This window comes from Salinibacillus aidingensis, assembly GCF_039522525.1.
GTDB lineage: Bacteria > Bacillota > Bacilli > Bacillales > Alkalibacillaceae > Salinibacillus > Salinibacillus aidingensis.
In genome coordinates this window covers 358922-382694 of the sequence record NZ_BAAADO010000003.1, presented here as the reverse complement: position 1 = coordinate 382694, position 23773 = coordinate 358922, and the positions used below count along the sequence as shown (strand labels likewise).

Here is a 23773-nt window from a genome sequence, read left to right as displayed (position 1 = left end):
TATTATTCAGACACGAAAAAATCCCTGTTATATTATAAAATAACAGGGATTTACCTCTTATTACACTTTATACATGTAAAAGAAACGGATATTATTTATTTTCTGATTCTCTTTTATATTTTTCGAATTCGGTTGGGGTGCATCTTACCCAATGTCCTGGTGTGATTTCTCGAAATTCAAATTCCTCATCTTGATTATGAATAGATGGATCATATTCCACTCGTTTACGGCTACGCTCATAATCAGGGTCTGGAAGAGGAATCGCTGAAAGTAAAGATTTTGTATATGGATGAAGCGGATTACGGTACAGCTCTTCACTATCCGCCAATTCAACCATATGTCCAAAATACATTACCCCAATTCGGTCACTAATATATTTTACCATGGAGAGGTCATGGGCAATAAATAAATAGGTTAAGTTATGGTCATCCTGCAACTGCTTCAGAAGGTTTACAACCTGAGCCTGAATAGATACATCAAGAGCTGAGATAGGCTCATCAGCAATAATAAACTCCGGCTTAACGGCTAGCGCCCGGGCAATACCGATTCTCTGACGCTGTCCACCACTAAACTCGTGGGGAAAGCGGCTGGCATGCTCCTTATTTAATCCTACTGTTTCCAATAATTCCTGTACTCTTTCTTTGCGTTCCTTTTCATTTTTCGCAAGACCATGGACGTCGATTCCCTCTGCAATGATATCCTGCACATTCATACGGGAATTCAAGGATGCATAAGGGTCCTGGAAAATCATTTGCATTTTCCGATTAAACTTTTTAAGTTCAGTGTTGGATTTTTTTCCATGAACATCTTCGCCATTAAACTTCACCTGGCCATCTGTGGCATCGTATAGCCGAATGATCGTTCTTCCTGTTGTAGATTTTCCACAACCGGATTCTCCCACCAACCCAAAGGTCTCTCCTTTGTAGATGTCAAATGTTAAACCATCAACGGCTTTTACGACACCCTTACGTCCGACACGGAAATGCTGTTTTAAATCTTTTACTTCGAGTAACTTTTCATTAGATGCCATTATTCTTCACCGTCCTTAGCTACACCCGGAATCGTACCTGTACTGGCAATACCATGCATACGACGTTTGACCGATTCCGGTGGTTCAATATTCGGAGCCTTTTCATGAAGCAACCAGGTAGCAGCATAATGCGTATCTGATACTTTGAACATCGGTGGTTCAAGCTCCTCATCAATCTTAAGTGCATATTGATTACGTGGTGCAAATGCATCCCCTTTTGGAGGATTTGTCATGTCCGGTGGTGATCCAGGGATGGCTACAAGGTCTAAGCCATCATTATCCAATGTCGGCATGGAACCAAGTAATCCCCATGTGTATGGGTGCTTTGGATTATAGAAAATCTCATCAGCTGTACCAATTTCCACAATCTTTCCTGCATACATAACGGCCACACGGTCAGCAACATTGGCCACGACACCGAGATCGTGAGTAATAAAGATAATTGAGCTATCTGTTTTTCGCTGAATATCCTTCATTAATTCCAAAATCTGCGCTTGAATGGTAACGTCAAGTGCTGTCGTTGGTTCGTCGGCTATTAGCAGCTTAGGATCACACGCTAATGCAATGGCAATGACTACACGCTGACGCATACCACCGGAAAACTGGTGAGGATACTGTTTTATCCGGGTATTTGCATCCGGGATTCCAACCAGTTCAAGTAATTCTATCGCTCTCTCTCTTGCTTTAGCCCGGCTCATATTCTGGTGTTTAACGAGGGGCTCCATAATTTGAGTACCTACTTTCATTGTAGGGTTTAACGAAGTCATAGGATCCTGAAAAATCATTGAAATATCCTGCCCACGAAGCTTCTGCATATCTTTCTCTGATTTTTGGACAAGATCTTCTCCCTCAAGAAGAATTTGTCCATCTTTCACATATCCCTGTGGCTTAGGGAGAAGCTGCATTAAAGCTTTTGTTGTAACGGATTTACCTGAACCTGATTCACCAACAATTGCAAGGGTTTCTCCTTTTTTTACATCAAAGCTGACACCACGTACAGCCTGTACTTCTCCACTAAACGTATCAAAGGAAACTTTAAGGTCTTTCACCTCTAGTAACTTATCCATAATTAAACACCTACCTTTCTATTTATGCATCTTAGGATCAAATGCGTCTCTAAATCCGTCACCTAAAATATTAAAGGCAATCATAATAACAGAAATGAGAATCGCCGGGAATACTAGTAAAAATGGATATTGTCTTAAAGAATCAAAACCTGTGTTAATTAACGTACCAAGTGATGCTTCAGGTGGAACAATTCCAAGACCGATAAAGCTTAAAAAGGCTTCAAAGAAAATCGCATTTGGTATGGTAAACATCGTATTGATGATAATGATTCCACTTATATTCGGCATTAAGTGTTTCGATATGATTCTTCGGTCAGGTGTCCCCAAGGTTCGGGCTGCCAGTATAAATTCCTGAGTTTTCAGCTTGAGTATTTCTCCACGGACAATACGGGCCATACCTGTCCATCCAGTTATCGTCAGGGCAATGGTAATCGATAATACCCCCGGCTGAAGCACAACAGTCATTAGAAGTATAACAACAAGGTTTGGAATTCCAGTTAATATTTCGATAATCCGCTGAAGAACATCGTCAATACGTCCGCCAAAGTAACCGGAAATACCACCGTAGCCGACACCAATTAACAGGTCAATGGTAGCCGCTAAAAAGGCAATATACAGAGATATACGTGTACCCTGCCAGACACGAGTCCATTGGTCACGTCCCAGTTCATCCGTACCTAACCAGAAATAGGTATCTTCCATTCCTTTCGCTTCATAAGGATGAAAGGTTCCTGATACTTTTGCGGAATCTTCACTTCCATCTCCTTCATTAATTACCTCAATGTCCATAAATTCTTCTTTATTACCAAAGCGTTGAATAGCTTTCTGAGACGCTTCTTCCACTGTGTCCCCTTCAAAAGTTCTTTGGAACGTACCGTCAAAGCCCAGCCAGCTAATATTCTCCAATCCGGGTACACGTGCCGGCATCTTGGAAACGGACAAGTCCTGATCGTTATATCCATATTTATTCATACCAGGGCCAACGAAACTCATAATGATAATCGCAATCAATACAAATAGCGAAAGCATCGCTGGTATGTTTTTAAATAATGTCCTTCTTGCATCCTGCCAAAAGGTTCTGCTTTCTCTGGAGATTTTTTCACTCGTGTCTTCCGTTCTTTCTATGGGTTCAAATAATTCTTCTGGCAAATTATTTTCATTATATTGGTTATTTTGATTATTAGCCATTATTTCTCCCCTCCTGACAGTCGGATTCTAGGGTCGATAATTCCATATAGGAGGTCGATTACCAGGATGATTACCACAAATAATACGGAATAGAACAAAGTCGTTCCCATAATTGTTGGATAATCATTTACCATAATTGAGTTAACAAATTGTTCACCAATACCTGGTATAGCAAATATTTCTTCAATAACAAGCGTACCTGTAATTAAACCTACAGCCATAGGTCCAATTACTGTAATTAAAGGAATTAATGCGTTTCTCAGTCCATGTTTAAAAACAACACCTGCCTGAGTTACACCCTTTGCTCTGGCCGTTGTAATATAATCGGATCCCAATACTTCGAGCATTTCTGTTCGCGTAAAACGCGCTGAAATCGCCATAGGGAAAATCATTAGCGCTATTACCGGGAGAACATGATACTCAAGACCACCCTTCCACAGCGCTACCGGGAACCAGCCTAATTTAACCGCAAATACATACTGCAGTAATCCTGCGAATACGAAGGAAGGAATCGAAGTTCCTAGCACGGCAATAATAGTAGAAGTAAAGTCAAGTACTCCATTGTGGAAGATCGCAGCTATCAAGCCAAGTAAAATCCCTAAAAGTACACCAATCACTAAAGACTCAGCACCTAAAATTGCAGATGGTCCAATTCTGTCAGCAAGAATTTTAGTTACCGGCGTTGAGTCAAATTTATAGGAAAGTCCTAAATCTAATTGTACAATCCCGACCAGATAATTGACGTATTGTACAGGAATGGGGTCGTTCAGACCGTATTTTTCGAGAACAATTTCCTGCTGTTCTTCAGATAGTTTATTTTCAGCGCTCAGCGGACTACCAGGTAAAATCTTCATTAAGAAGAACGTAATGGATGCAATGATAAATAAAGTAATCAGCATATAGACAATCCGCTTCAGTAAAAAACGTCCCATTTCCAACACCTCCTGAAAAAGTTTATCGAATTTTGTTGTAAGTTGACTGAAAGTTCATTATTGCCAAAAAACTCTCCAACAATGGAAAAGAGAGTATACGCCACCTTAATGGTCTATATACTCTCCTCCCAATCTTAAGCTAGCCTATTCGATTAAGATTAATGATTAATCTTATTCAGCAGCAACAGCTTCAGCCCATTTGTACTCATAAGTTGGTCCAAAGGAATTGCTGTAAACATTTTCAACCTTAGGACTAATTAACTGAGCACGTGCACTCTGATAAACCGGTGCAATGGCTGCATCTTCAAATAGAATCTTCTCAGCTTCTAAGAAAGCTTCCATACGAGCTACCATGTCAGTAGTATTCTTTGTTGATTCTACTAGCTCATCATATTCTTCATTGGAGTAACCCATCTTATTGTTTCCACCATCTGTTAACCAGAGGTTTAACCAAGTATATGGATCCATGTAGTCAGGGCCCCATCCGGCAAATTGGATATCATAATCCATGTTTGTATCAGCATCTAAACGCTGCTCGAACGGCACTTGAACTAATGTAAGATCCAACCCTGGAAGGTTACTTTCAAGTTCATTAACAATGAATTCATTCATTGATTTAGCTGTTTCACTGTCTCCAGCAAGGAATTCAAGTTCAACAGAATCTGTACCTAGTTCCTCTAAACCTTGCTCCCAGTATTCTTTAGCTTGTTCTGGATCATAGGTTACAAGATCACCATTAATGCTGCGGAAATCTTCACCTGTTTCAGGGTGCTGATAGAAGTCTTCAGGTACAAGACCATTCGCTACCATAGATCCATTGTTCAGGATTGTATCAACAATGCCCTGCTTATCAAACGCTCTTGAAATCGCACGACGAACATTCACATTTGCCAGAGCTTCATTACGAGTCTGGTTCATCTTCAGGTAGAAGACAGTCATTTCAGGAGTTACTGTGTAATCGTCATGAGTAGAATATTGGTCAACCAGATCAGAGGATAGACCAGCTCTATCCGCTTCACCTTCTTCATATAAGTTTACAGCAGTTTGAGGATCTTTAACAACCTGATAAGTCTGCTTTTCAAGTTTTACTGTCTCAGCATCCCAATATTCAGGGTTTTTGTTTAATTCCCAGGAACTAGCTGTACTTTCCCAGTTATCTAATGTAAATGGACCATTGAATAGTAAAGTATCTGTGCTTGTTGCATAAGCATCACCTTGTTCTTCAACAAAGTCCTTATTTAACGGCAGGAATGTACCGAAAGTTGCTAATGATTCGAAGTATGGTGTTGGGTTCGCAAGGTCTACAACTAATTTGTAGTCTCCATCAGCACTTACACCAAGCTCTTCAACTGGTACATCACCATTGTTTACTTCTGTAGCATTCTTAATTACGCCACCCATCATGTATGGGCCATACTCAGATCCAGTGTCAGGATTTACAGCACGTCTCCATGCATAAACAAAATCGTGAGCTGTAACAGGATCACCATTTGACCATTTTGCATCTTCACGCAATTCGAAGGTCCAGGTTAACCCGTCTTCACTAACGGTATGGTCCTTTGCAATACCTTCTACAATTTCTCCATCCTTAACACGATAAAGACCTTCCATAGTTGCCCCTAAGAATTGAAATGCAAATTCATCAGTAGCCATAGAAGAGTCCATTGTTGGAATCGTGTCACCATTAAGTAAGTTAAACGTTTGTTCTACTTCTTCTGAAGAACCTTCTTCTGATGAATCCTGACTGTCATCTGCTGCGTCGTCTGAAGTGTCTCCACCATCATCTCCACCAGAACATGCAGCCAGGAATAGACTTAGTACCAGACCAAGTACTAAGAGCAGTGACCATTTTGACTTTTTCATGGTTTAAATGACCTCCCCTTAAGATTTAATTTTCTAAATTTTTTGTAGATGAATGATCTACGCTTAGAATTATACAAGTTTTCTAAACATTTTGCATCAACTTTTTTATATAAATTTAAAAATTTGTTGATATTATTACTTTTGCATAACAAAAAATAGGACTATTTACCCATTATCGTCACAGCAAACCCACCCCCTAGATTACTGAAAATTTTGTCAAATGAATAAAAATTTAGGAATGTTTTTTAAATGGACGAGATTTTTATTTTTATACAATATTTATTCATTTGTTGGTAAAGGCGAAATATTTTGTAAATTCAGGCCGATATACTTTTATTGTTTATTCAGGATCAGAGCATGGTATAATAATAAGCAGTTTTTAAAATAAAAAAAGGTGTTCGATTATGTACATAATAAAAAATAAATGGTTCTTCCTATTCATCAATATCCTTATTACTCTTTTTGTCTTTTTTTACAATGCTGCACCAGGTCATTCCCTGAAATATTTGATTAACAGTCTGTTTTATGTCAGTTTTCCCTATATCATGCTCTCTCTTATTCTCTACGTAACAAGGGAACGTTTTTTCGACGGGATAACGTTCGGATTTCGGAGGTTCTGGGCTGAAATGTCAAAGAAGGATTATATGGAGGAATGGAAGGAACGACCCCTTCCATCTGAAAAGATTAGTATTCGATTTTTAAAGGCCCTTTCCTTCCAGGCTCTCAGTTTACTCATTTTAATGATTTTGTTGCTTTTTATCTATTATATGTAAACGTTGTATTCCATGCCGATGTACGGACGACATACTTATTGCTTATTGGTAACGTTTTGACTAATGCAATTACTCATCATCCTACCTTCCACCTTGCATTCCTCCTCCAGACTTTATATAATAAGAAACAACTAAATATCATTAGCTGTGAAGAAGGCGCAGTACAATAGCCCGCTGATTTTCAGAGAGCTTGTGGGTGGTGTGAACAAGCATCAAGGCGAATTGGAATTGGACTTTGGAGCTGATTACCGAATGAAGCGATCTTAACATGTTAAGATAACAAGGGTGGTACCGCGGTTCATCCGTCCCTTATTTTTGGGATGTGCTGAATCGCTTTTTTTAATGAAAAATTTTGAGAATGAACAAACTATTGAGGTGATAAAGAATGCAAACCATTTTTTCAGGGATTCAACCAAGTGGATCCCTTACCATCGGGAACTATCTTGGAGCTCTTCGGAATTTTGTTGACCTTCAGGAAGAATATGATTGTTATTTTTGTATCGTGGATGAACACGCCATCACGGTACCTCAGGATCGGCTGAAATTAAGAGAAAATATTCGTTCTTTGGCCGCACTTTATCTTGCTGCCGGGATTGATCCTGAAAAATCAACATTATTTATTCAATCAGAGGTTTCTGCTCACGCTGAACTTGGCTGGATGCTGCAATGCGTGGCCTATACAGGGGAACTGGAGAGAATGACACAATTTAAGGATAAGTCAGAAGGGAAAGAGGCTGTCACTGCCGGGTTGTTAACGTATCCTCCATTGATGGCTGCGGATATTTTATTATATAGTACCCACCTCGTTCCAGTTGGTGATGACCAGAAACAGCATATTGAATTAACCCGGGATTTAGCTGAACGGTTTAATCGTAAATATAATGATATTTTTACGATTCCTGAAGCCCATATTCCAAAGGTTGGCGCAAGAGTAATGTCTCTGCAGAATCCAACGAAGAAAATGAGTAAATCCGATGAAAATCAAAAGGCTACCATCTTTTTACTGGATGATGCAAAGAAAATTGAGAAGAAGATTAAGAGTGCTGTTACTGATTCTATAGGTACGATTGAATATGATAAGGAAAACCGGCCGGGTATCTCCAATCTGCTTATGATTTATTCCAGTTTCACTGGTCAATCCATTGATGAAATCGTGGAAAAGTACACAGGAAAAGGCTATGGGGAATTCAAACAGGATCTGGCAGAGGTAGTAATTTATGCCTTGAACCCATTACAGGAACGTTACTATGAGCTTATTGAATCAGACAAGCTGGATGAGGTTCTGGATCTTGGCGCTGATAAAGCTGAATTCAAAGCAGGGAAAATGCTGAAAAAAGCTAAGAAAGCGATGGGCTTAGGCCGATTTCATAAAAAGTAAATGTATTTAAACTAAAAAATGACCGGCTTACGTAAGCCGGTCCATCTATTTATTTTGGCAATCTGTCAATAATAGGCTTGATTTGACGATGAATTCATTGTTCCTGTTTCAAGCTCCCAAAGCTTTTCAAAAAAAGGCTGTCCCTTTGTCATCTTTCGGCAGATTTCTTCGTGTGTTTTCGTCCATCCTTGCTTTAATCCCTCATACAGCTCCTGCCATGCTTCTCCAAAATCCATTTGCTGAATGCTTTCATAATTTCCCGGAGCCCATTCTGTTAGCCAATAGCGTAACTCGGATACATGGGAGGTCTGTCTCATTTGGTCCAGCATCATCATAAGTAATTGTTTTAATTGTCTTTCCTTCCTTGTTAATCCAATCATTTCATGTGGTGGAAGAGAAAGCGTATGATATTCTTTGACGTATTGTTCGGGTGAAAAGGAATAGGATACTGGTTCTAATTTTTCAATCATATCGTATACTAATCGTTCCTGCCTTGGAATAAGGCGGCTTTTGCGTATTGGCAGTGAATAACCCATCGTATCGATCGTAACAATGGATTTTCCATCAGTGGCAACAAAGGCATATTCAAGCGGGATACGTTCCTGATTTTTACGCAGATAGGCCCGTTGATAAACAGAATCCAGTAATTCTTTTGGAAGATCCTGCAGGTCGTTTTCAATGTAATCGTATAATGTTTCTGTTACATAAACTAATGGAACCTGGTCTAAAAGCTCAATTCCGTCTTCTTTTCTCCATTCGTGAAAATGACATACATTATAGCCGTTTTCTTCCCCTTCAAACCAGTTTACCCACACATCATGTAAATACATCATCCAAGACCCTCGCTTTACTATTTCATCCTTTCTATTGTTCATTATGGCCATGTTTGGCATTTTTATTCTATATGAGCCAATCTTTACCTCAGTCGGATGGATAAAAAAAACAACTGAACGTTATAATCAGAATGCCAACGAGAAGCAAATAACTTTCGGGCTTGTCCTTTATAAATATAAGGTAATCGATAAATCCTAATCCGACTGGAATGATATTCAAATAAATAATCAGCGATACTCCTCCAGCTACGGTCAATCCAAATCCAACAAAGAACCAGAATATCCAAATCATTTTTTCTTCCCCCAGGCATGTCCATCTATTATATATATATATATGTTCAAATAAATAAACTATAACTGGGGAAATATAAGAAATTCCCTTTACTATTGAATGGATAAAAGGTACATTAATAATTAGCAGTCTGTACGTCTTTTATTTTCGAATCAATGAAGGCTATTTTAAAGGTGAGATAAGTGATGGATGATAATCGTATAACGAGAAGAAAATTAAGAAGAAAAAAGCGGAATAAGTGGATTCTGTTTTCGGTTCTATTGATTTTTTTAAGCATGGCAACGTATGTAACTTATGAATATATGGCTGGAAAAAATGCAGCAATGGAAGACGTTGGAAATGACGAAAAAAGTGAAAAAAGTAAGCAGTACGAAGAGGAATTTAAAGGGGTCGATGATGGACTCAAAAAAACCAATGTTCTGCTATTAGGCAGTGACTCCAGAGGGGAAGAAAATGCAAGATCCGATACCATCATGATTGGACAATATGACCCTGAAAAAGGAACAGCCAAATTAGTCTCCATTATGCGCGATAGTTATGTCGACATACCAGGACATGGGTACAAAAAAATTAATGCAGCATTTGGCTTTGGCGGACCTGAACTATTACGAAAAACAATTAAAAGAAATTTTGGCATAGATCTAGAGTATTATGCAATTGTCGACTTTCAGGGGTTTGTAAAAATAGTAAATACCATCGCACCTGATGGAGTAGAAATCAATGTTGAAAAACATATGTCACGCCATATCGGTGTTACCCTAGAGCCAGGCCGGCAAACCCTGAATGGTAAGGAATTGTTAGGATATGCAAGATACCGCTATAGTGATAGTGACTTTGAACGTGTGGAAAGACAGCAGAAGGTTATGAGGAAATTAAAGGATAAAGTCATTTCGTTTTCGGGCGTATTAAAATTGCCACGCTTAGTCGGAACATTGCAGCCTTATATTAAAACGAATATGGATACCGGGAAGATCATTTCTTTAGGAAAGGATTTTCTTCTGAATCCTGTTGATGAGATTGAGACCCTCCGAATCCCCGTTCGTGAAAAGGCATGGGATGCCCATCATGAAGGAGTAGGAGATGTTTTAGAGTTTAATGAATCAGAAATGAGAGGAATCATGCAGGAATTTTTAAATGAAAATACGGACACATAAAAAAATCGGCCCTGGGCCGATTTTTTTACCCCCTGATTGTCCTGCTAATCAGGGGGGTCCTATTATTCACTGTATTTTTTAAAGATTAAAGATACATTATGCCCACCAAAGCCTAACGAGTTCGTCATCACGACATCAACATCTTTTTCAATCGCTTCATTCGGTACATAATGCAGATCACAGTCAGGATCTTCTGTTTCGTAGTTAATCGTTGGCGGAAGTACACCATCTGTTAAGGCCTTTATCGAAATGATGGATTCTACTGCACCCGCTGAACCTAATAAATGACCTGTCATTGACTTTGTGGAACTGACAGATAAATCATAGGCATGATCACCAAAAACCGTTTTAACTGCCTGGGTTTCAAACTTATCGTTTAATTCTGTGCTCGTTCCGTGCGCGTTAATATATTGGATATCCGTTTTTTCAATGTCAGCATCCTCCACTGCCTGTTGCATGGCCCTTGCTGCTCCTTCACCTTCAGGGGCTGGTGCTGTGATATGATAGGCATCTCCTGTTGATCCATACCCTGTAATTTCCGCGTAAATTTTTGCTCCACGTTTCTTAGCAGATTCCAGAGTCTCAAGAACGAGAATTCCAGCTCCTTCTCCCATTACAAATCCGTTACGGTTTAAATCAAAGGGACGACTTGCTGTCTTTGGATCCTCAGTCGTACTTAATGCTTTGGCACTTGAAAAGCCTGCAAATGCCATATTCGTAATCGGAGCCTCTGCACCACCTGTAATCATGTAATCTGCATCTCCCCGCTGGATAACTTTATACGCATCCCCAATGGAGTTCGCACCTGATGCACAGGCGGTTACTGTACAGGAATTTATCCCTTTGGCGCCAAGTAAAATCGATACCTGTCCGGCAGCCATATCCGGGATCATCATGGGTACAAAAAACGGACTGACTCTTTTGTATCCCCGATTTATAAATTTCCGGAATTGTTCCTCATATGTAGCCATTCCGCCAATCCCTGAACCAATCCATACCCCTGTACGGTCTGCGATTTTATCATTAATCTCCAGATTCGCATCCTTCACAGCCATCATGGATGATGCAACAGCAAATTGGGTGAAAAGGTCCATTCTTTTGGCATCCTTTTTATCCATATACTCCGCAGGGTCAAAATCTTTTACTTCACCTGCAATTTTGGCAGGAAAATCATCTGGATTCACCCGGGTTACGCCATCAATACCAGATTGACCTTTTTGAATCTGATCCCACATTGTTTCTACATTATTTCCAACAGGAGTAACTGCTCCCATTCCCGTAACCACTACGCGACGATTATCCATGGACTTCACCTTCCTCCTTTTTTCACTTTAACGGTCACCCGCTTTTTCTTTTTAGAGCTGCGGCTCCTAGGTCAGGGCGGATATAAGCCAAAGCCATTCCGTGGCCAAAACCATGCCACTCCATGTCTTCGTCTTATCCCGCATGACCTGATCAGTCGCCTCCGCTTTTCTTTGTCCAGCTGCGGCTCCTAGGTCAAGGCGGATATAAGCCAAAGCCATTCCGTGGCCAAAACCATGCCACTCCATGTCTTCGTCTTATCCCGCATGACCTGATCAGTCGCCTCCGCTTTTCTTTGTCCAGCTGCGGCTCCTAGGTCAAGGCGGATATAAGTCAAAGCCTTTCCGTGGCCAAAACCATGCCACTCCATGTCTTTGTCTTATCCCGCATGACCTGAACAGTCGCCTCCGCTTTTCTGCCTACCACCTTAAGGCTACGGCTCCCCAGGTTAGACCTCCGCCGAATCCTACTAGGACGACGAGGTCATCTTCTTTTATTTTACCGTTCTTCACATCTTCTGACAAAGCAATTGGTATGGAAGCTGCTGAAGTATTTCCATATTTGTGAACAGATTTGGACATTTTTTCCTTCTCAATGCCTAATCTTTCTCTGGCAGTTTCCATGATTCGGATGTTTGCCTGGTGTGGAATTAGGTAGTCTACATCCTCTTTCTTTAAACCGATTTTTTCTACAACATTGACTGCCGATTCACCCATTTGACGAACGGCAAATTTGAAGACTTCCCGGCCATTCATGACGATATATTCGTCCTGATACAGGTGATCTCCTCCACTTCCATCAGATCCTAATTCAAACGAAAGAATTCCTTTGCCATCTTCTACAGGACCGACAACAGCTGCACCTGCTCCATCACCAAACAGTACACATGTATTGCGGTCCTCCCAATTTGTGATTTTCGAGAGCTTCTCCACGCCAATCACAAGTACATTTTGGTATACACCTGAATTAATAAACTGCTGGGCTGTGGCTAAACCATACATAAATCCTGAACAGGCTGCGCTAATGTCCATAGCCGCTGCCTTTTTGGCCCCAAATCGCTCTTGTAAGCGGCACGCAACAGATGGAAAAGGCTGATCTGGTGTTACGGTTGCAACCAGAATTAAATCAAGCTCTTCCCCGCTAATTCCTGCATCGTTAAGCGCATTTTCCGCTGCACGGTAGGCCATATCAGATGTATCCATATCATCATCTGCAATGCGTCTTTCTTCGATACCCGTACGAGTGCGAATCCACTCATCACTGGTATCTACAATTTTCTCCAAATCTTCATTCGTAACCACTTTGTCCGGTACAAAATGACCGATTCCTATTAATCCTGCATTCATATATTCATCCCCTTAAAAGGTTTTCCGCTTTCTTTATCCAGCTGCGGCTCTCAGGCCTAACCGGTCGCCTCCGCTTTTCCATTGTCCAGCTGCGGCTCCTAGGTCAAGGCGGATATAAGTCAAAGCCTTTCCGTGGCCAAAACCATGCCACTCCATGTCTTTGTCTTATCCCGCATGACCTGAACAGTCGCCTCCGCTTTTCCTGTTCCGGCAAAAAGGTCAAATCAATCTTTTTTATTACTTATTATTATGACCTGGTATTAATTTTAATGTAAAAAAAATCATTTTTCAAGTATTTGAAAAATGACGCCGTGGGGGCTCCCTTTTGCAGGGAACCTTCCATCCTATTTAATCTGATTGGGTAAGTCTCCGGTTTCTTTGTATTGATTAATAGCTTCAGCTACATCCTCCCTTACATGCTTCGGTACTTCATCACTGTATGTTCCCATTGTGATCACATCATCACGAAAGTCAAAATTCATAACTTTTGATGGGAGTTCACCTTTGTTAAATTTTTTGGCTATAATGGGATACAACCGGTCAACATGCTGTACAGTACTTGTAAGAACTGTTGATTCTCCCATATCAATCAAATCAGAAATATAACCGATGGCATATATATTTGACTCCTTTGCCTCATTCACAATGGGCACACTAAACCCGTCCCCTGTTGGATAAATGACATCGATATTCGCTTCCTTCAGAGTCTGAAATCGATTGAGGGCCTGTTCTGAACTATCCCAATGGTTGACCATGCGAATTTCCACATTCACTTCCGAATTTTGATATTTCACCCCTTCATAGAAACCGTCAATTTCCGGCTGCCACTCAAAGGCTCCCAGTACACCAACATTATTGGTTTCTGTCATAGCTCCTGCTACCATTCCGGCAAAAAATCCCATTGCATGAGCATTAAATTTAATACTGGTGATATTTTCGCTATATGTATCGCCATTAAAATAGACGAACTGTATATCCGGATAATCCTGATCAATGGCAGAAAAATATTGTCCATAGCTGCTGCTATGTCCAAAAATTAAATTCACACCCTTATTGGCAAAAGTCTCAACGGCCTCGTTGACTTTCATCTGCGTGTTGACCCCTTCTTTAAAATAAACATTAGTATCCATATTCTCCTGAATGTTTAAGAGGCCTAAATATCCTTTCTTTCCCCATGTCTGATCATGTATGGAACCTTCCACCAGCAATCCGGCATTTTGAATATTTCCGGTCTCTAAAACATTTGAACAGCCTGTTAATAAAAGGAAAATGATAAAAATTAAAGCTCCTATTTTTTTCACGCTGCTGCACTCCCAATTCTATCTCTATTTCAGATATATGAATAACGGTTTGTAAAGCCTTTACGTATCTCTTTAGTTTACCCATAAATGTAGTTATTTCAAACGATAATAGACATTTTTCCATTGTTCGATATGGTTTAAGACTTTTTGGACAGCCTGATCACTTGAGAATGTAGAAGCCTCCCTCTTCCCAAGATAAAAACAATCCGTATCCTCCTGATAAGTAAAATGTAACAAGTTTTCCTTATTCTTTTCCTGTGTTAAATCATAAACGCTATGAACTAAATCGTCTACAAATAAAACGGAATCATTTTTTGACACTTTTTCAAATTCCTCTTCACTCATCCAAGGGCCAACCGTTGGGGGAATCAAAATAATAAACTCATTATGAGCCGGATCCTGCACTTTTTCCCTATCTTTTTCTTCCATTAACATATAGTATTCTCCTTTTGGAAAACAGGAATTTACGATTTCTTTCATTTCTGAAGGTGTTTTTTGAAGAGATATAACGATGGTTCGGCTATCTCCAACTGTAAGCTCCTGAAAATTCTTCTTCCAGGTAAAGAGTGCATTCCGTCCAATTAAACTATATAAAAACTCCTGCTGTGAATCTGTGATTTCTCCCACACCAATAACCTCTATACCTTCATTTAAATACTTTTCAACAAAATGATACCCCTTCCAATTAAAGCAATCGAACACCACTACATTCAATTATACCCCCCCATTCCTAAATGAAATATTCTTTATTTTTAAAGGTCTCTTTGGTAAACTAAGAACAGAATGATACAAACGAGGTGAAACCATGCGAATCATTTGGACATTTATCTGGAGTATACTATTAAGCTCAACCGTTGTTTATGTAATCTCAAACATGGCTGCAGTCAATTTTAATCTCAATGCAGCTCTCGTTTTAGCCGTTGTGTTCACAATCGTTGTTTCGGTTTTAGGAGATGGTATTTTAACGGAAGATACCAACTAATGGAATGATTCAATCCGTTATACCATATGGTAAAGTGAGGGTCAGATTAAGGCAAGTATGTGATTCAGGAGAAATCATTTATGGAGCAGACGATTTCTCTTTCCTTCTTGCTGATCTGACCCTTCTTCTTTGTTTTTTCTTGAATCACAGTTGCCTTACATTAAAACCACGGCAATACACTGAGGGCTGTTAGTGCAGCCAGAGGCAATACCAGTCTGCTGAAGCGTGGACGAAATCCGTATCCATAATAACCATAAGGCGGGTAGAATCCATACCAGCCCCATTGTCTCTGATTAGCCATTTGGGAATCCTGATAAACAGACATATCATTTGAGGCCATTGGAACTGCCAGAATAACATTTTCTGCATCCACGTCAACGATGATTCCATCAAATTGACGCCCATCAGATGTTTCCGCCAGTACATACTTATTCATATGCGACTTGCATAACGAATAGAAATCCTGATGATGTGGTTGAGTTTTGTGCACTTATATTCCCTCCTTCTATACATCAATAGTCTATTCGTTCAATATTTGTCACGTTCCATAGCTATTGACAAAAAATAGGGACTTTTTTATGAATCATAGAGGGATTCGTGCCTGTCATCCGTTAATCTTATATATAAGAAACGTAAACAGTAGGAGGTACATACATGAATGATTTACTCATCCTTTTGGAATATCTGTTTTTAGGAATTTTTCAGGGATTTACAGAGCCCATACCCGTATCCTCAAGTGGACATTTGGTACTTTTGCGCCACCTAATGGGACTTGACAACTTAAATATTACCTTTGAAGGCTTTTTAAACTTTGGTTCCCTGCTGGCCGTTTTACTGATTTACCGGAAGGATATTGTAAGACTGACCATAAATAGTGTCAACTATGTCATCAATCGTGATAAAGAAAAGGCCAGCGACTTCCGCTTTGTCTTATTTTTAATCATTGCAACCATTCCAGCCGGGATTTTAGGTGTCCTTTTGGAAGAATGGATTAGTACTACTTTTAGCGATAAAATTCGTATGGTTGGTGTTACCCTGTTTATAACAGGTGTCGCTCTCTGGATAATCCGAAATTTGCGCGGACATAAAGGAGAGGCTGATATCACGGTAAAGGATGCGATTATTATTGGACTGGCTCAGGCTGTTTCACTTATGCCTGGTATTAGCCGTTCGGGAGCAACCATTGTCGGTGCTATGCTCTTAGGCTTAAAACAGGACACAGCCCTGCGTTTTTCGTTTTTACTTTATATACCTGTCAGTTTAGGCACAATGATTTTTTCCGTCTCAGATATGATGGATAAACCTGGGAATGTATTATGGATTCCTTCCCTGATTGCGCTGATTGGGGCCTTAATTGCTTCTTATTTTGCCTTAATCTGGTTTATGAATATCATGAAAAGTGGAAATCTGAAATATTTTGCCTGGTATTGTTTTGCCGTTGCGCTCATCATTTTCTTTGTCTTAACATAAGACCTCTTTTAGTCGCAGCCTACAAAATCGCCTTGAGGAAAAATTACTTCATAACACTCATGGGCAGGTTGTATTGCTTCTGGTTCGACTGGCAAAATTACATGGAGGACAGGAAGATCAAGACGGATGGGTACAACTAAATACGGTATTCACCAATCGTAAGCTTGCAAACACGATAGGTTCAAGCAGGAAGACGGTCAATCGGATTATTGCGAAATTGAAAAAGAAATACATCCTTAACATGAACGACCACTACATGGCCCTTGATGTAGAAGGTTTAGAGAACGAACTGATTTAAGCCTGATTCCCATATTGCCTAATCTGATCAAAGGCGGAAGCGCCCGTTTGTCCAGCTACGGCTTCTAGGTCAAGGCGGATATAAGCCTTGACTATACAAAAATGGCTGTTCCCTCATCGGAAACAGCCATTTTTTAATCTGGAATTCCTAATGCAATTTTCGCATAGCGGGACATGTAATCCTTGGACCATGGTGGATTCCAAACAATGTTGACCACCGAATCCTTTACTTCAGGAATATCTGAAAGAACCCGTTTTACGTCCTGTTCAATATGACCGGCAAGTGGACATCCCATTGCTGTTAATGTCATTGTAACTGTGCAGATTCCCTCTTCATCCAAATCAACACCATAAACCAGTCCTAAATTTACAATGTCAATTCCCAGTTCCGGGTCAATGACGTTCTCAAGGGCTCCCATTAAATTTTCTTCCAATTCTTTTTCCATCTGTAAAGTCCCCCCTTTTTTATTTAAATGAAAAGGTTGTTACTCATAGTATAAAACAAATAACAGTAAAGACAAAATGATATTTATCACATATTATAAATATTTTTCAAACCAATCTACAGCAGCAAGAATGGCAGCTCTGCTGACTTTATGTCCTCGGTTCTTTTCCGGAATAAAATGCAGCCTTTCTTTATCCTGATATTGTTCAAGAGCCTGATGATAAAAGCTTTCCGAATGCTTAAATGGAACGGTAGGGTCCTGATCCCCATGCCAGAAAAGTAAAGGCCGATTGTTCAGTTTATCCATATGCTGAGATAAATCAATCGGTTCTAATGATTGAATTTGCTTCTGTAATTCCTCTTCACTAAAAGGCAGCTTTGTCCCGCTTTTTTCCACTTGATTGATAGTATATTGCGCCATTTCCATGGTTTTTGGTGACCCCATAAGGACAGCTGCTGCTTTGATCCACGGGAACTGCGTTAACGCTGAACTCGTTGTAATTCCGCCCATACTGGTTCCAGCCAGACCAAACCTCTGATCCTTTATCAGGCCCCGCTCTTCCATATCGTTCTTTAAAATGGTCAGTTCTTTAAGATTTTGTTTTACAATCTTCCAGAATTCCAGCTCCATTTCAAAGGCTGTTTTTCCTAAAGTGCGCTCTCCATGTTCAAGACAATCAGGCAATAAAACCCGATATCCTTTTTTTGCCAATAAGTAGGCAAAGGGCAGATTATTCTCCTTAGCACTTGTAAAACCGTGAATATATGTAACGACTGGTAAAGGGGAATGCTGATCTGCGTCATCCACTACCTGCAAAACGGGTATATCCTGTATCATCTCATCCTTAATTTTGATCAAATCGATCCCCTCTTTCTATGTCTCAATATCATTAATGTAACAGAAACGATGACTGAAGAAAAGCTAAGGGAATTGGAACATCAACCTCTATTTTACGAAAACAAAAGGGTGATTGACATATAAATAGCCTTTTTCAGTTCCGAAATCAGAATATTTAATAAAGGATGAAAAAACGCTTAAAATATCCTTTACACAACTGAACAATCCATATAAACTAAGTATCATCGAGGTGAGAACTTATGAGTAAACATTTAATCGCTTTAGATCTTGACGGCACCTTACTTTCCGATGATAAGGTGATTCGCAGCAAAACAAAAAATACCCTGCGCCAGGCAATCGAGAAAGGTCACATTGTAGTGATTGCAACAGGACGACCTCAGCGTGCAAGTATACAATATTATAACGAGCTTGGACTTAATACCCCTATGGTAAATATGAACGGTGCACTTGTTCACCATCCAAAAGATCGAAACTGGGATGTGGTTCATTCTCCAATGTCCATTCGTACAGCTCAGTCCATTGTCCAGACATCTTATGATTTTAATGTACCAAACGTTATGGCTGAAATACGTGACCATGTATATTTAGACAAACATGATGAAGAAATTATGGAAATTTTCCATGCAGACTTTAAAGAATACCCTGTTACTGTCGGCAGTCTGAAAAATACATTGGAAGAGGATCCTACATCCATTTTAATTTCTCCAAGGGAGGATCATATTTCCGAGTTGCGTAGTCATCTGGATGAGAAACATGCTTCCGTGATTGACCACCGGAAATGGGGAGCTCCATGGCATATTATTGAAATTGTCCGCTCAGGGTTAAGTAAAGCTGTTGGTTTAAAAAAGATTGCTCATTATTATAATATACCGAAAGAACGAATTATTGCATTTGGTGATGAAGACAATGACTTGGAAATGATTGATTATGCGGGGATTGGCGTTGCGATGGGCAATGGCATTGAAGAATTGAAATCCATTGCCAATTACACCGTAAAAACCAATGAAGAAGAAGGTATCGCCCAGTTTCTTGATGAGTTTTTAAGGACTGTAAATTAAGCTGCAGCTCCCAGACCTGAACAGTCGCCTACGCTTTTCTTATTTCCATTAATATACTCTCATATCAAGGGGAGAAACTCACAAACTAAGCTTGAACACTTCTTAAGGTGTTCAGGCTTTTTTAGTGCTATCTGAGGGGGATCATGCCTTGAGTAAACGAAGCAAATCCAAACGTTTTGTTTCACAGGGTGTTAAGGCAGTTGAGAAGCACGATGAACGTTTTCCTTATCGGGAACGATTTACCGAGGCCGAAAGAAAACGTGATGAAGCTGATAACCATACGTTGGGGGGAGTTTAACGATGGCAAACCGGTTAATGGAACAAGCCAGAAATGCCGTTAATCGCTTAACCAATGGACAAATGAACCAACAGCAGAAACAAAAAGAAGCACAGGTTGCCCGTAACGTCATTCAATCTGCTTATAACGAGTCTGACCCTCAAGAAAAACAACAGTTGCAGCAATTGGAGCAGCAAATTGATCAGCACTTAAAATAAGTGAATGCTGTAAGTCCGGCATAGTCCCCTATGCCGGACATTTTTGTGTTTAAAACCTATAAATGTTTGGATTTTAATTCTGTAAGATCGTTTCTCATCCATTTTTTATAAAAAATTGTGTAAAAAAATCGTAAATTTTGTTGTTTCCTTACGAATCATTCTATATAATTATCTTTGAAGTTGAAAATTTCGAAATACTACAAAGGGGGAGCAATTAGGATGAAGAAAATTTTAGGTCTTGGTTTCATCTTGGCACTGGTTCTTGTACTGGCTGCATGTGGGGGTTCTGATGATACCAGCGGGAATGGTGACGGTGAGTCTCTGAACCCGGACGAACTTGTGATGGGATTTGTACCTTCACAGGACTCGGGAGAAATTGCTGAAACTGCACAGCCTTTAGCAGACAAATTAGGGGAAATTATTGATAAGGAAGTAGAAGCAACAACTATGACCAGCTATAGCGCCCTTGTTGAGGCTTTAGGGAATGATGAAGCTCATATCGGGTTTCTTCCGGCTTTTGGATATGTTCTTGCATCCAATGAATATGATGTTGACGTGCTACTAAAATCTGAACGAAATGGTGGTGCTACATACGTTGCTCAGTACCTGGTACGAGCTGATTCTCCAGTAGAGAGCCTGGAAGACCTTGAAGAGCATGCAGGTGACATGACTTGGGCTTATGGAGACGCTTCTTCTACATCAGGGTATTTATTCCCTGCTTCACAACTCATGGGTATGTTTGATATAGAAGATACGACAGCACTTCAGGAAGAGTTCTTTGGTGGCGTACTGCAATCAGGCGGGCATGACAACAGTGCAGTAGCCGTATTAGATGGTGACGCAGATATCGCTACAACCTTTGATGATGTTCGGGATACGATGGAAGAAGATTATCCAAATATTAAGGAAGACTTGAAAGTAATTGGAACTACAGAGGAAATTCCAAATGATACGATCACTGTTCCAGCTTCCTTAGATGACGATCTTACTAAGGAAATTGAAGAAGCATTCCTCAGCTTTAATGAGGATGATGAAATGATTGAAATTATGAATGAAGTTTATAACTGGGATGCCATTATTGAAGCAGAGGATTCCGACTATGATATCGTTCGTGAAACCTATAATAACTTAGGCGGAAACGTTGGACTGGATTAAGAGATAAATCAGTCAATATACAGAAATGTTCCATAAGTAGGGAGAAGAAACCAGCTTCTCCCTATTTTTTAAAGGAAGAAAGGGAGATAGCATGATTACTTTCAAAGACGTTTCACTTGTCTATCCCAATGGGACACAAGGTTTAAAAAATATCAACGTTGAGATTAATGAAGGGGAATTTGTTGTTATTGTTGGTTTGTCAGGAGCCGGTAAGTCCACTTTTATTCGCAGCATCAACCGGATGGTAACACCAACGAACGGGGAGTTACTCGTAAATAATGAGGATATTATACCTAAGAAAGGTAAAGATCTTCGTAATCTACGGACAAGCATAGGAATGATATTTCAAAATTATAATCTGGTCAATCGTTCCAGTGTGATCAAAAATACCATTAGTGGCCGACTGGGTCATACTGGTACGCTTAGAAGTATTTTTAACCTCTACCCAAAAGAAGACAAGAAGTTAGCCTACGATAACCCTGAAACGTGTTCATATGGAAGAAAAAGTTTATAACCGTGCCGATGAACTGAGTGGAGGTCAGCAGCAGCGAGTCAGTATTGCCCGGGTTCTAACTCAGGAACCATCCATTATTCTGGCCGATGAGCCTGTTGCCAGTCTTGATCCGCCTACTTCCCATCAGGTTATGACCTATTTACGAAGAGTGAATAAAGAGGATAACATTACGACAATTGTAAATCTGCACTTTATCGATATGGCTATGGAATATGCAGACCGGATTATTGGCATGCGGGATGGTGAAATCGTATTTGACGGCCCAGTCAGTGAAGTTGAGGAAAAAACATTTGAACAAATCTATAATCGCCCTATTAGGGAAGAAGATTTGAGAGGAAGTGAAGAAGATGCCTCAGCTTCAACAGAATAAGCCAGAAAAGAATGATAGTAAGAATAACGTCTATTCCATCTATCCTAAAAAGGTGAAAATGCAAATTTCCGTGATTTTTGCGATTGTCTTCGGGATTTATCTTTATAGCCTGCGTGAAACAGAGGCAGATTTTTTAGAATTCTTTTCAGAGTTAAATCTCGTAATCGAAAAGCTTTTACGGATGTTTCCACCGGAATGGAGCTACATTCAGGCAGCCTTTGATCCACTCATTGAGACCATTCAAATTGCAGTAGTTGCAACAACATTCTCTGTAATTATCTGTATTCCAATGAGTCTATTATCAGCAAATACCATTGTGAAAAATAAGTATCTTTATCAAACCTTCCGTAACATCATGAACATTTTACGTACCATGCCTGATATTCTATTGGCAACGATATTCGTCAGTTTTTTCGGTGTTGGGATTGTTCCTGGTATTTTAGCCCTAACGATTTTTTCATTAGGACTGCTGGCTAAACTCTTAAGTGAAACGATTGAAACGATTGATCCCAGACAGATGGAAGCCATAAGGTCAACAGGAGGAAATATCATACAAGTGATCTGGTATGGTGTCGTTCCTCAGGTTCTGCCAAACTTTATCTCTTATGGATTATATGTATTTGAACTCAACGTACGCGCCTCCCTGGTCCTTGGTTTTGTAGGTGCTGGAGGCATTGGTTCGATTATTGATACACAATTGAATTTCATGGCCTATCAGAAGGTCATGGCTATATTAATTCTGTTACTTGTGGCTGTTATTGTTATTGAAACCATTAGTAACGCGCTGAGAAGGAGAGTTGTATGATGGATAGAGAAGGATTCAAGCTGCCACCCAAGCCTAAAAACAATCAGAAACGGGTTCGCAATCTCATCATCGCTCTCATACTGGCCGTTATCTATTATTGGGCCTTTTCAGGAGTTGCTAATCGCATTGAATGGTCCTTTATGGATAAATTATCGGAAAATTTATCGAGAATTGTTCCCCGACTTGCAAACCCTGACTGGGCTGAATTAGGTAAAGTATCAGAATTAATTCTGGAAACCGTATTTATCGCCTATGCAGGAACTTTAATTGCAGCCGTATTGGCGGTTCCTTTTGGCTTCTGGGCTGCTAAAAATATGGTGAAATCACCGATATGGAATACAGCCGGAAAGTGGTTCTTAATTCTGGACCGTACATTCCCTGAATTAATTCTGGCCATTTTCTTTGTTATTTCCGTAGGACCCGGGGCTTTTGCAGGGGTTCTTACCATTGGCTTAACCTCCTTTGGTATGCTCGGTAAGCTCTATGCAGAAGTCATCGAGAGCATTGATATGGACGTAGTGGAAGCTATGGAAGCAAACGGGGCAAACAAAGCTCAGATATTATTTTATGCCATTTTTCCACAGGTCTTACCTGAATTTTTATCCTTTGCGCTCTACCGTTTCGAAGTCGATATCCGGGCTTCAACCGTACTTGGACTCGTTGGTGCGGGGGGTATTGGTACATTAATCGTTCTAACCGCCGCCAACAGGGACTGGGAGCAGCTGGGACTTATTATCATCTCGATTATAGTCGTTGTTATGATCATCGACTACATCAGCTCGAAAATAAGAAAACGTCTGGTATAATATCCCTTAACAGGTATGGATCAGGAAAGAATCCATACCTGTTTTTTAGTATCAAAAT

General features: G+C 40.0%; 26 protein-coding genes, 1 pseudogene and 1 other annotated feature. Of the genes and pseudogenes, 13 read left to right on the top strand and 14 right to left on the bottom strand.

The features are described 5' to 3' along the window. Positions 1 to 91: 91 nt before the first annotated feature. The 5 genes from ABD006_RS08810 to ABD006_RS08790 all read right to left on the bottom strand — a co-directional run bounded on the left by ABD006_RS08810 (position 92) and on the right by ABD006_RS08790 (position 6080). Complete coding sequence (locus ABD006_RS08810) at positions 92 to 1030, bottom strand: ABC transporter ATP-binding protein (RefSeq protein ID WP_343839851.1); 939 nt, start codon at positions 1028 to 1030, stop codon at positions 92 to 94. Then, the gene (locus ABD006_RS08805; protein WP_343839849.1) at positions 1030 to 2097 is read right to left on the bottom strand and encodes an ABC transporter ATP-binding protein; all 1068 of its coding nucleotides are present in this window, start codon (positions 2095 to 2097) and stop codon (positions 1030 to 1032) included. The genes ABD006_RS08810 and ABD006_RS08805 overlap by 1 nt, the downstream gene beginning before the upstream one ends. 18 nt (positions 2098 to 2115) lie before the next feature. Beyond that, positions 2116 to 3285: an oligopeptide ABC transporter permease gene (gene opp3C / locus ABD006_RS08800; protein WP_343839848.1), complete on the bottom strand. Its 1170-nt coding sequence runs from the start codon at positions 3283 to 3285 to the stop codon at positions 2116 to 2118. After that, a complete protein-coding gene (gene opp3b / locus ABD006_RS08795; RefSeq protein ID WP_343839847.1) occupies positions 3285 to 4217 on the bottom strand; it encodes an oligopeptide ABC transporter permease in 933 nt (310 codons plus the stop codon). The genes opp3C and opp3b overlap by 1 nt, the downstream gene beginning before the upstream one ends. A 171-nt stretch (positions 4218 to 4388) precedes the next feature. Further along, complete coding sequence (locus ABD006_RS08790; protein WP_343839845.1) at positions 4389 to 6080, bottom strand: peptide ABC transporter substrate-binding protein; 1692 nt, start codon at positions 6078 to 6080, stop codon at positions 4389 to 4391. 404 nt (positions 6081 to 6484) lie between these two features. Between ABD006_RS08790 and ABD006_RS18000 the strand changes: the two genes are divergently transcribed. Together ABD006_RS18000 and trpS are read left to right on the top strand one after the other, a co-directional pair. Further along, on the top strand, positions 6485 to 6853 hold the full coding sequence (locus ABD006_RS18000; protein ID WP_425542203.1) for a DUF3899 domain-containing protein: 369 nt from the start codon (positions 6485 to 6487) through the stop codon (positions 6851 to 6853). Between the two features lie 138 nt (positions 6854 to 6991). Beyond that, positions 6992 to 7166: a binding site (T-box leader), on the top strand. A 72-nt stretch (positions 7167 to 7238) separates the two neighbouring features. Continuing rightward, positions 7239 to 8231: a tryptophan--tRNA ligase gene (gene trpS, locus ABD006_RS08785; protein WP_343839844.1), complete on the top strand. Its 993-nt coding sequence runs from the start codon at positions 7239 to 7241 to the stop codon at positions 8229 to 8231. A 65-nt stretch (positions 8232 to 8296) separates the two neighbouring features. Here trpS and ABD006_RS08780 read toward each other — a convergent pair whose 3' ends face one another. Both ABD006_RS08780 and ABD006_RS08775 read right to left on the bottom strand, forming a co-directional pair. Then, positions 8297 to 9064, bottom strand: a complete 768-nt coding sequence (locus ABD006_RS08780) for a YjbA family protein (protein ID WP_343839843.1) — start codon at positions 9062 to 9064, stop codon at positions 8297 to 8299. An 88-nt stretch (positions 9065 to 9152) separates the two neighbouring features. Next, positions 9153 to 9356, bottom strand: a complete 204-nt coding sequence (locus ABD006_RS08775; RefSeq protein ID WP_343839841.1) for a YuzI family membrane protein — start codon at positions 9354 to 9356, stop codon at positions 9153 to 9155. A 185-nt stretch (positions 9357 to 9541) separates the two neighbouring features. Between ABD006_RS08775 and ABD006_RS08770 the strand changes: the two genes are divergently transcribed. Continuing rightward, positions 9542 to 10510, top strand: a complete 969-nt coding sequence (locus ABD006_RS08770; RefSeq protein WP_343839839.1) for an LCP family protein — start codon at positions 9542 to 9544, stop codon at positions 10508 to 10510. Positions 10511 to 10572: 62 nt separating this feature from the next. On the opposite strand, the gene fabF is transcribed toward ABD006_RS08770, so the two are convergent. From fabF to ABD006_RS08750, 4 genes are all read right to left on the bottom strand, one after another. Further along, positions 10573 to 11814, bottom strand: a complete 1242-nt coding sequence (gene fabF / locus ABD006_RS08765; protein ID WP_343839837.1) for a beta-ketoacyl-ACP synthase II — start codon at positions 11812 to 11814, stop codon at positions 10573 to 10575. 417 nt (positions 11815 to 12231) lie between these two features. Then, positions 12232 to 13158 (bottom strand): beta-ketoacyl-ACP synthase III, encoded by a 927-nt coding sequence (locus ABD006_RS08760; RefSeq protein ID WP_343839835.1) that lies wholly within the window; start codon positions 13156 to 13158, stop codon positions 12232 to 12234. A gap of 344 nt (positions 13159 to 13502) precedes the next feature. Beyond that, positions 13503 to 14459 (bottom strand): BMP family ABC transporter substrate-binding protein, encoded by a 957-nt coding sequence (locus ABD006_RS08755; RefSeq protein WP_343839834.1) that lies wholly within the window; start codon positions 14457 to 14459, stop codon positions 13503 to 13505. 93 nt (positions 14460 to 14552) lie between these two features. Further along, positions 14553 to 15173 carry a hypothetical protein gene (locus tag ABD006_RS08750; RefSeq protein WP_343839833.1) on the bottom strand — a complete coding sequence of 207 codons (621 nt, stop codon included), beginning with the start codon at positions 15171 to 15173 and terminating at the stop codon, positions 14553 to 14555. Positions 15174 to 15264: 91 nt separating this feature from the next. Here ABD006_RS08750 and ABD006_RS08745 point away from each other — a divergent pair, with 91 nt between their 5' ends. Next, entirely contained in the window at positions 15265 to 15441 is a 177-nt protein-coding gene (locus ABD006_RS08745; protein WP_343839832.1) for a DUF2929 family protein, read from the top strand. A gap of 160 nt (positions 15442 to 15601) precedes the next feature. Here ABD006_RS08745 and ABD006_RS08740 read toward each other — a convergent pair whose 3' ends face one another. Continuing rightward, entirely contained in the window at positions 15602 to 15931 is a 330-nt protein-coding gene (locus ABD006_RS08740; RefSeq protein WP_343839831.1) for a hypothetical protein, read from the bottom strand. Between the two features lie 164 nt (positions 15932 to 16095). Here ABD006_RS08740 and ABD006_RS08735 point away from each other — a divergent pair, with 164 nt between their 5' ends. Next, complete coding sequence (locus tag ABD006_RS08735) at positions 16096 to 16911, top strand: undecaprenyl-diphosphate phosphatase (protein WP_343839830.1); 816 nt, start codon at positions 16096 to 16098, stop codon at positions 16909 to 16911. 73 nt (positions 16912 to 16984) lie between these two features. Continuing rightward, positions 16985 to 17209 carry a helix-turn-helix domain-containing protein gene (locus ABD006_RS08730; RefSeq protein ID WP_343839828.1) on the top strand — a complete coding sequence of 75 codons (225 nt, stop codon included), beginning with the start codon at positions 16985 to 16987 and terminating at the stop codon, positions 17207 to 17209. Positions 17210 to 17342: 133 nt separating this feature from the next. On the opposite strand, the gene ABD006_RS08725 is transcribed toward ABD006_RS08730, so the two are convergent. Together ABD006_RS08725 and yjfP are read right to left on the bottom strand one after the other, a co-directional pair. Continuing rightward, positions 17343 to 17654, bottom strand: coding sequence for a metal-sulfur cluster assembly factor (locus ABD006_RS08725; protein ID WP_343839826.1), 312 nt, complete (start codon positions 17652 to 17654; stop codon positions 17343 to 17345). Positions 17655 to 17747: 93 nt separating this feature from the next. Further along, positions 17748 to 18512, bottom strand: a complete 765-nt coding sequence (gene yjfP / locus ABD006_RS08720) for an esterase (RefSeq protein WP_343839824.1) — start codon at positions 18510 to 18512, stop codon at positions 17748 to 17750. 239 nt (positions 18513 to 18751) lie between these two features. Between yjfP and ABD006_RS08715 the strand changes: the two genes are divergently transcribed. From ABD006_RS08715 to phnE (ABD006_RS08685), 7 genes and pseudogenes are all read left to right on the top strand, one after another. Further along, a complete protein-coding gene (locus ABD006_RS08715; protein WP_343839822.1) occupies positions 18752 to 19570 on the top strand; it encodes a Cof-type HAD-IIB family hydrolase in 819 nt (272 codons plus the stop codon). A gap of 148 nt (positions 19571 to 19718) precedes the next feature. Beyond that, entirely contained in the window at positions 19719 to 19868 is a 150-nt protein-coding gene (locus ABD006_RS08710; protein WP_343839820.1) for a hypothetical protein, read from the top strand. Positions 19869 to 19870: 2 nt separating this feature from the next. Continuing rightward, on the top strand, positions 19871 to 20065 hold the full coding sequence (locus tag ABD006_RS08705) for a DUF3813 family protein (RefSeq protein ID WP_044160892.1): 195 nt from the start codon (positions 19871 to 19873) through the stop codon (positions 20063 to 20065). A gap of 219 nt (positions 20066 to 20284) precedes the next feature. Next, complete coding sequence (locus ABD006_RS08700) at positions 20285 to 21220, top strand: phosphate/phosphite/phosphonate ABC transporter substrate-binding protein (protein WP_343839815.1); 936 nt, start codon at positions 20285 to 20287, stop codon at positions 21218 to 21220. A gap of 91 nt (positions 21221 to 21311) precedes the next feature. Continuing rightward, positions 21312 to 22104, top strand: a pseudogene (phnC, locus tag ABD006_RS08695) (phosphonate ABC transporter ATP-binding protein). Next, complete coding sequence (gene phnE, locus ABD006_RS08690) at positions 22082 to 22909, top strand: phosphonate ABC transporter, permease protein PhnE (RefSeq protein ID WP_343839813.1); 828 nt, start codon at positions 22082 to 22084, stop codon at positions 22907 to 22909. Before phnC ends, phnE (ABD006_RS08690) begins: the two are co-directional and overlap by 23 nt. Next, on the top strand, positions 22909 to 23715 hold the full coding sequence (phnE, locus tag ABD006_RS08685) for a phosphonate ABC transporter, permease protein PhnE (protein WP_343839811.1): 807 nt from the start codon (positions 22909 to 22911) through the stop codon (positions 23713 to 23715). Before phnE (ABD006_RS08690) ends, phnE (ABD006_RS08685) begins: the two co-directional genes overlap by 1 nt. Positions 23716 to 23773 lie beyond the last annotated feature (58 nt).

Bases quoted from the DNA above. Each gene is read 5' to 3' on its own strand.
- ABD006_RS08810 (WP_343839851.1), bottom strand. From the start codon at position 1,030: ATGGCATCTAATGAAAAGTTACTCGAAGTAAAAGATTTAAAACAGCAT.
- ABD006_RS08805 (WP_343839849.1), bottom strand. From the start codon at position 2,097: ATGGATAAGTTACTAGAGGTGAAAGACCTTAAAGTTTCCTTTGATACG.
- opp3C (WP_343839848.1), bottom strand. From the start codon at position 3,285: ATGGCTAATAATCAAAATAACCAATATAATGAAAATAATTTGCCAGAA.
- opp3b (WP_343839847.1), bottom strand. From the start codon at position 4,217: ATGGGACGTTTTTTACTGAAGCGGATTGTCTATATGCTGATTACTTTA.
- ABD006_RS08790 (WP_343839845.1), bottom strand. From the start codon at position 6,080: ATGAAAAAGTCAAAATGGTCACTGCTCTTAGTACTTGGTCTGGTACTA.
- ABD006_RS18000 (WP_425542203.1), top strand. From the start codon at position 6,485: ATGTACATAATAAAAAATAAATGGTTCTTCCTATTCATCAATATCCTT.
- trpS (WP_343839844.1), top strand. From the start codon at position 7,239: ATGCAAACCATTTTTTCAGGGATTCAACCAAGTGGATCCCTTACCATC.
- ABD006_RS08780 (WP_343839843.1), bottom strand. From the start codon at position 9,064: ATGATGTATTTACATGATGTGTGGGTAAACTGGTTTGAAGGGGAAGAA.
- ABD006_RS08775 (WP_343839841.1), bottom strand. From the start codon at position 9,356: ATGATTTGGATATTCTGGTTCTTTGTTGGATTTGGATTGACCGTAGCT.
- ABD006_RS08770 (WP_343839839.1), top strand. From the start codon at position 9,542: ATGGATGATAATCGTATAACGAGAAGAAAATTAAGAAGAAAAAAGCGG.
- fabF (WP_343839837.1), bottom strand. From the start codon at position 11,814: ATGGATAATCGTCGCGTAGTGGTTACGGGAATGGGAGCAGTTACTCCT.
- ABD006_RS08760 (WP_343839835.1), bottom strand. From the start codon at position 13,158: ATGAATGCAGGATTAATAGGAATCGGTCATTTTGTACCGGACAAAGTG.
- ABD006_RS08745 (WP_343839832.1), top strand. From the start codon at position 15,265: ATGCGAATCATTTGGACATTTATCTGGAGTATACTATTAAGCTCAACC.
- ABD006_RS08735 (WP_343839830.1), top strand. From the start codon at position 16,096: ATGAATGATTTACTCATCCTTTTGGAATATCTGTTTTTAGGAATTTTT.
- ABD006_RS08725 (WP_343839826.1), bottom strand. From the start codon at position 17,654: ATGGAAAAAGAATTGGAAGAAAATTTAATGGGAGCCCTTGAGAACGTC.
- ABD006_RS08715 (WP_343839822.1), top strand. From the start codon at position 18,752: ATGAGTAAACATTTAATCGCTTTAGATCTTGACGGCACCTTACTTTCC.
- ABD006_RS08705 (WP_044160892.1), top strand. From the start codon at position 19,871: ATGGCAAACCGGTTAATGGAACAAGCCAGAAATGCCGTTAATCGCTTA.
- ABD006_RS08700 (WP_343839815.1), top strand. From the start codon at position 20,285: ATGAAGAAAATTTTAGGTCTTGGTTTCATCTTGGCACTGGTTCTTGTA.
- phnE (WP_343839813.1), top strand. From the start codon at position 22,082: ATGCCTCAGCTTCAACAGAATAAGCCAGAAAAGAATGATAGTAAGAAT.
- phnE (WP_343839811.1), top strand. From the start codon at position 22,909: ATGGATAGAGAAGGATTCAAGCTGCCACCCAAGCCTAAAAACAATCAG.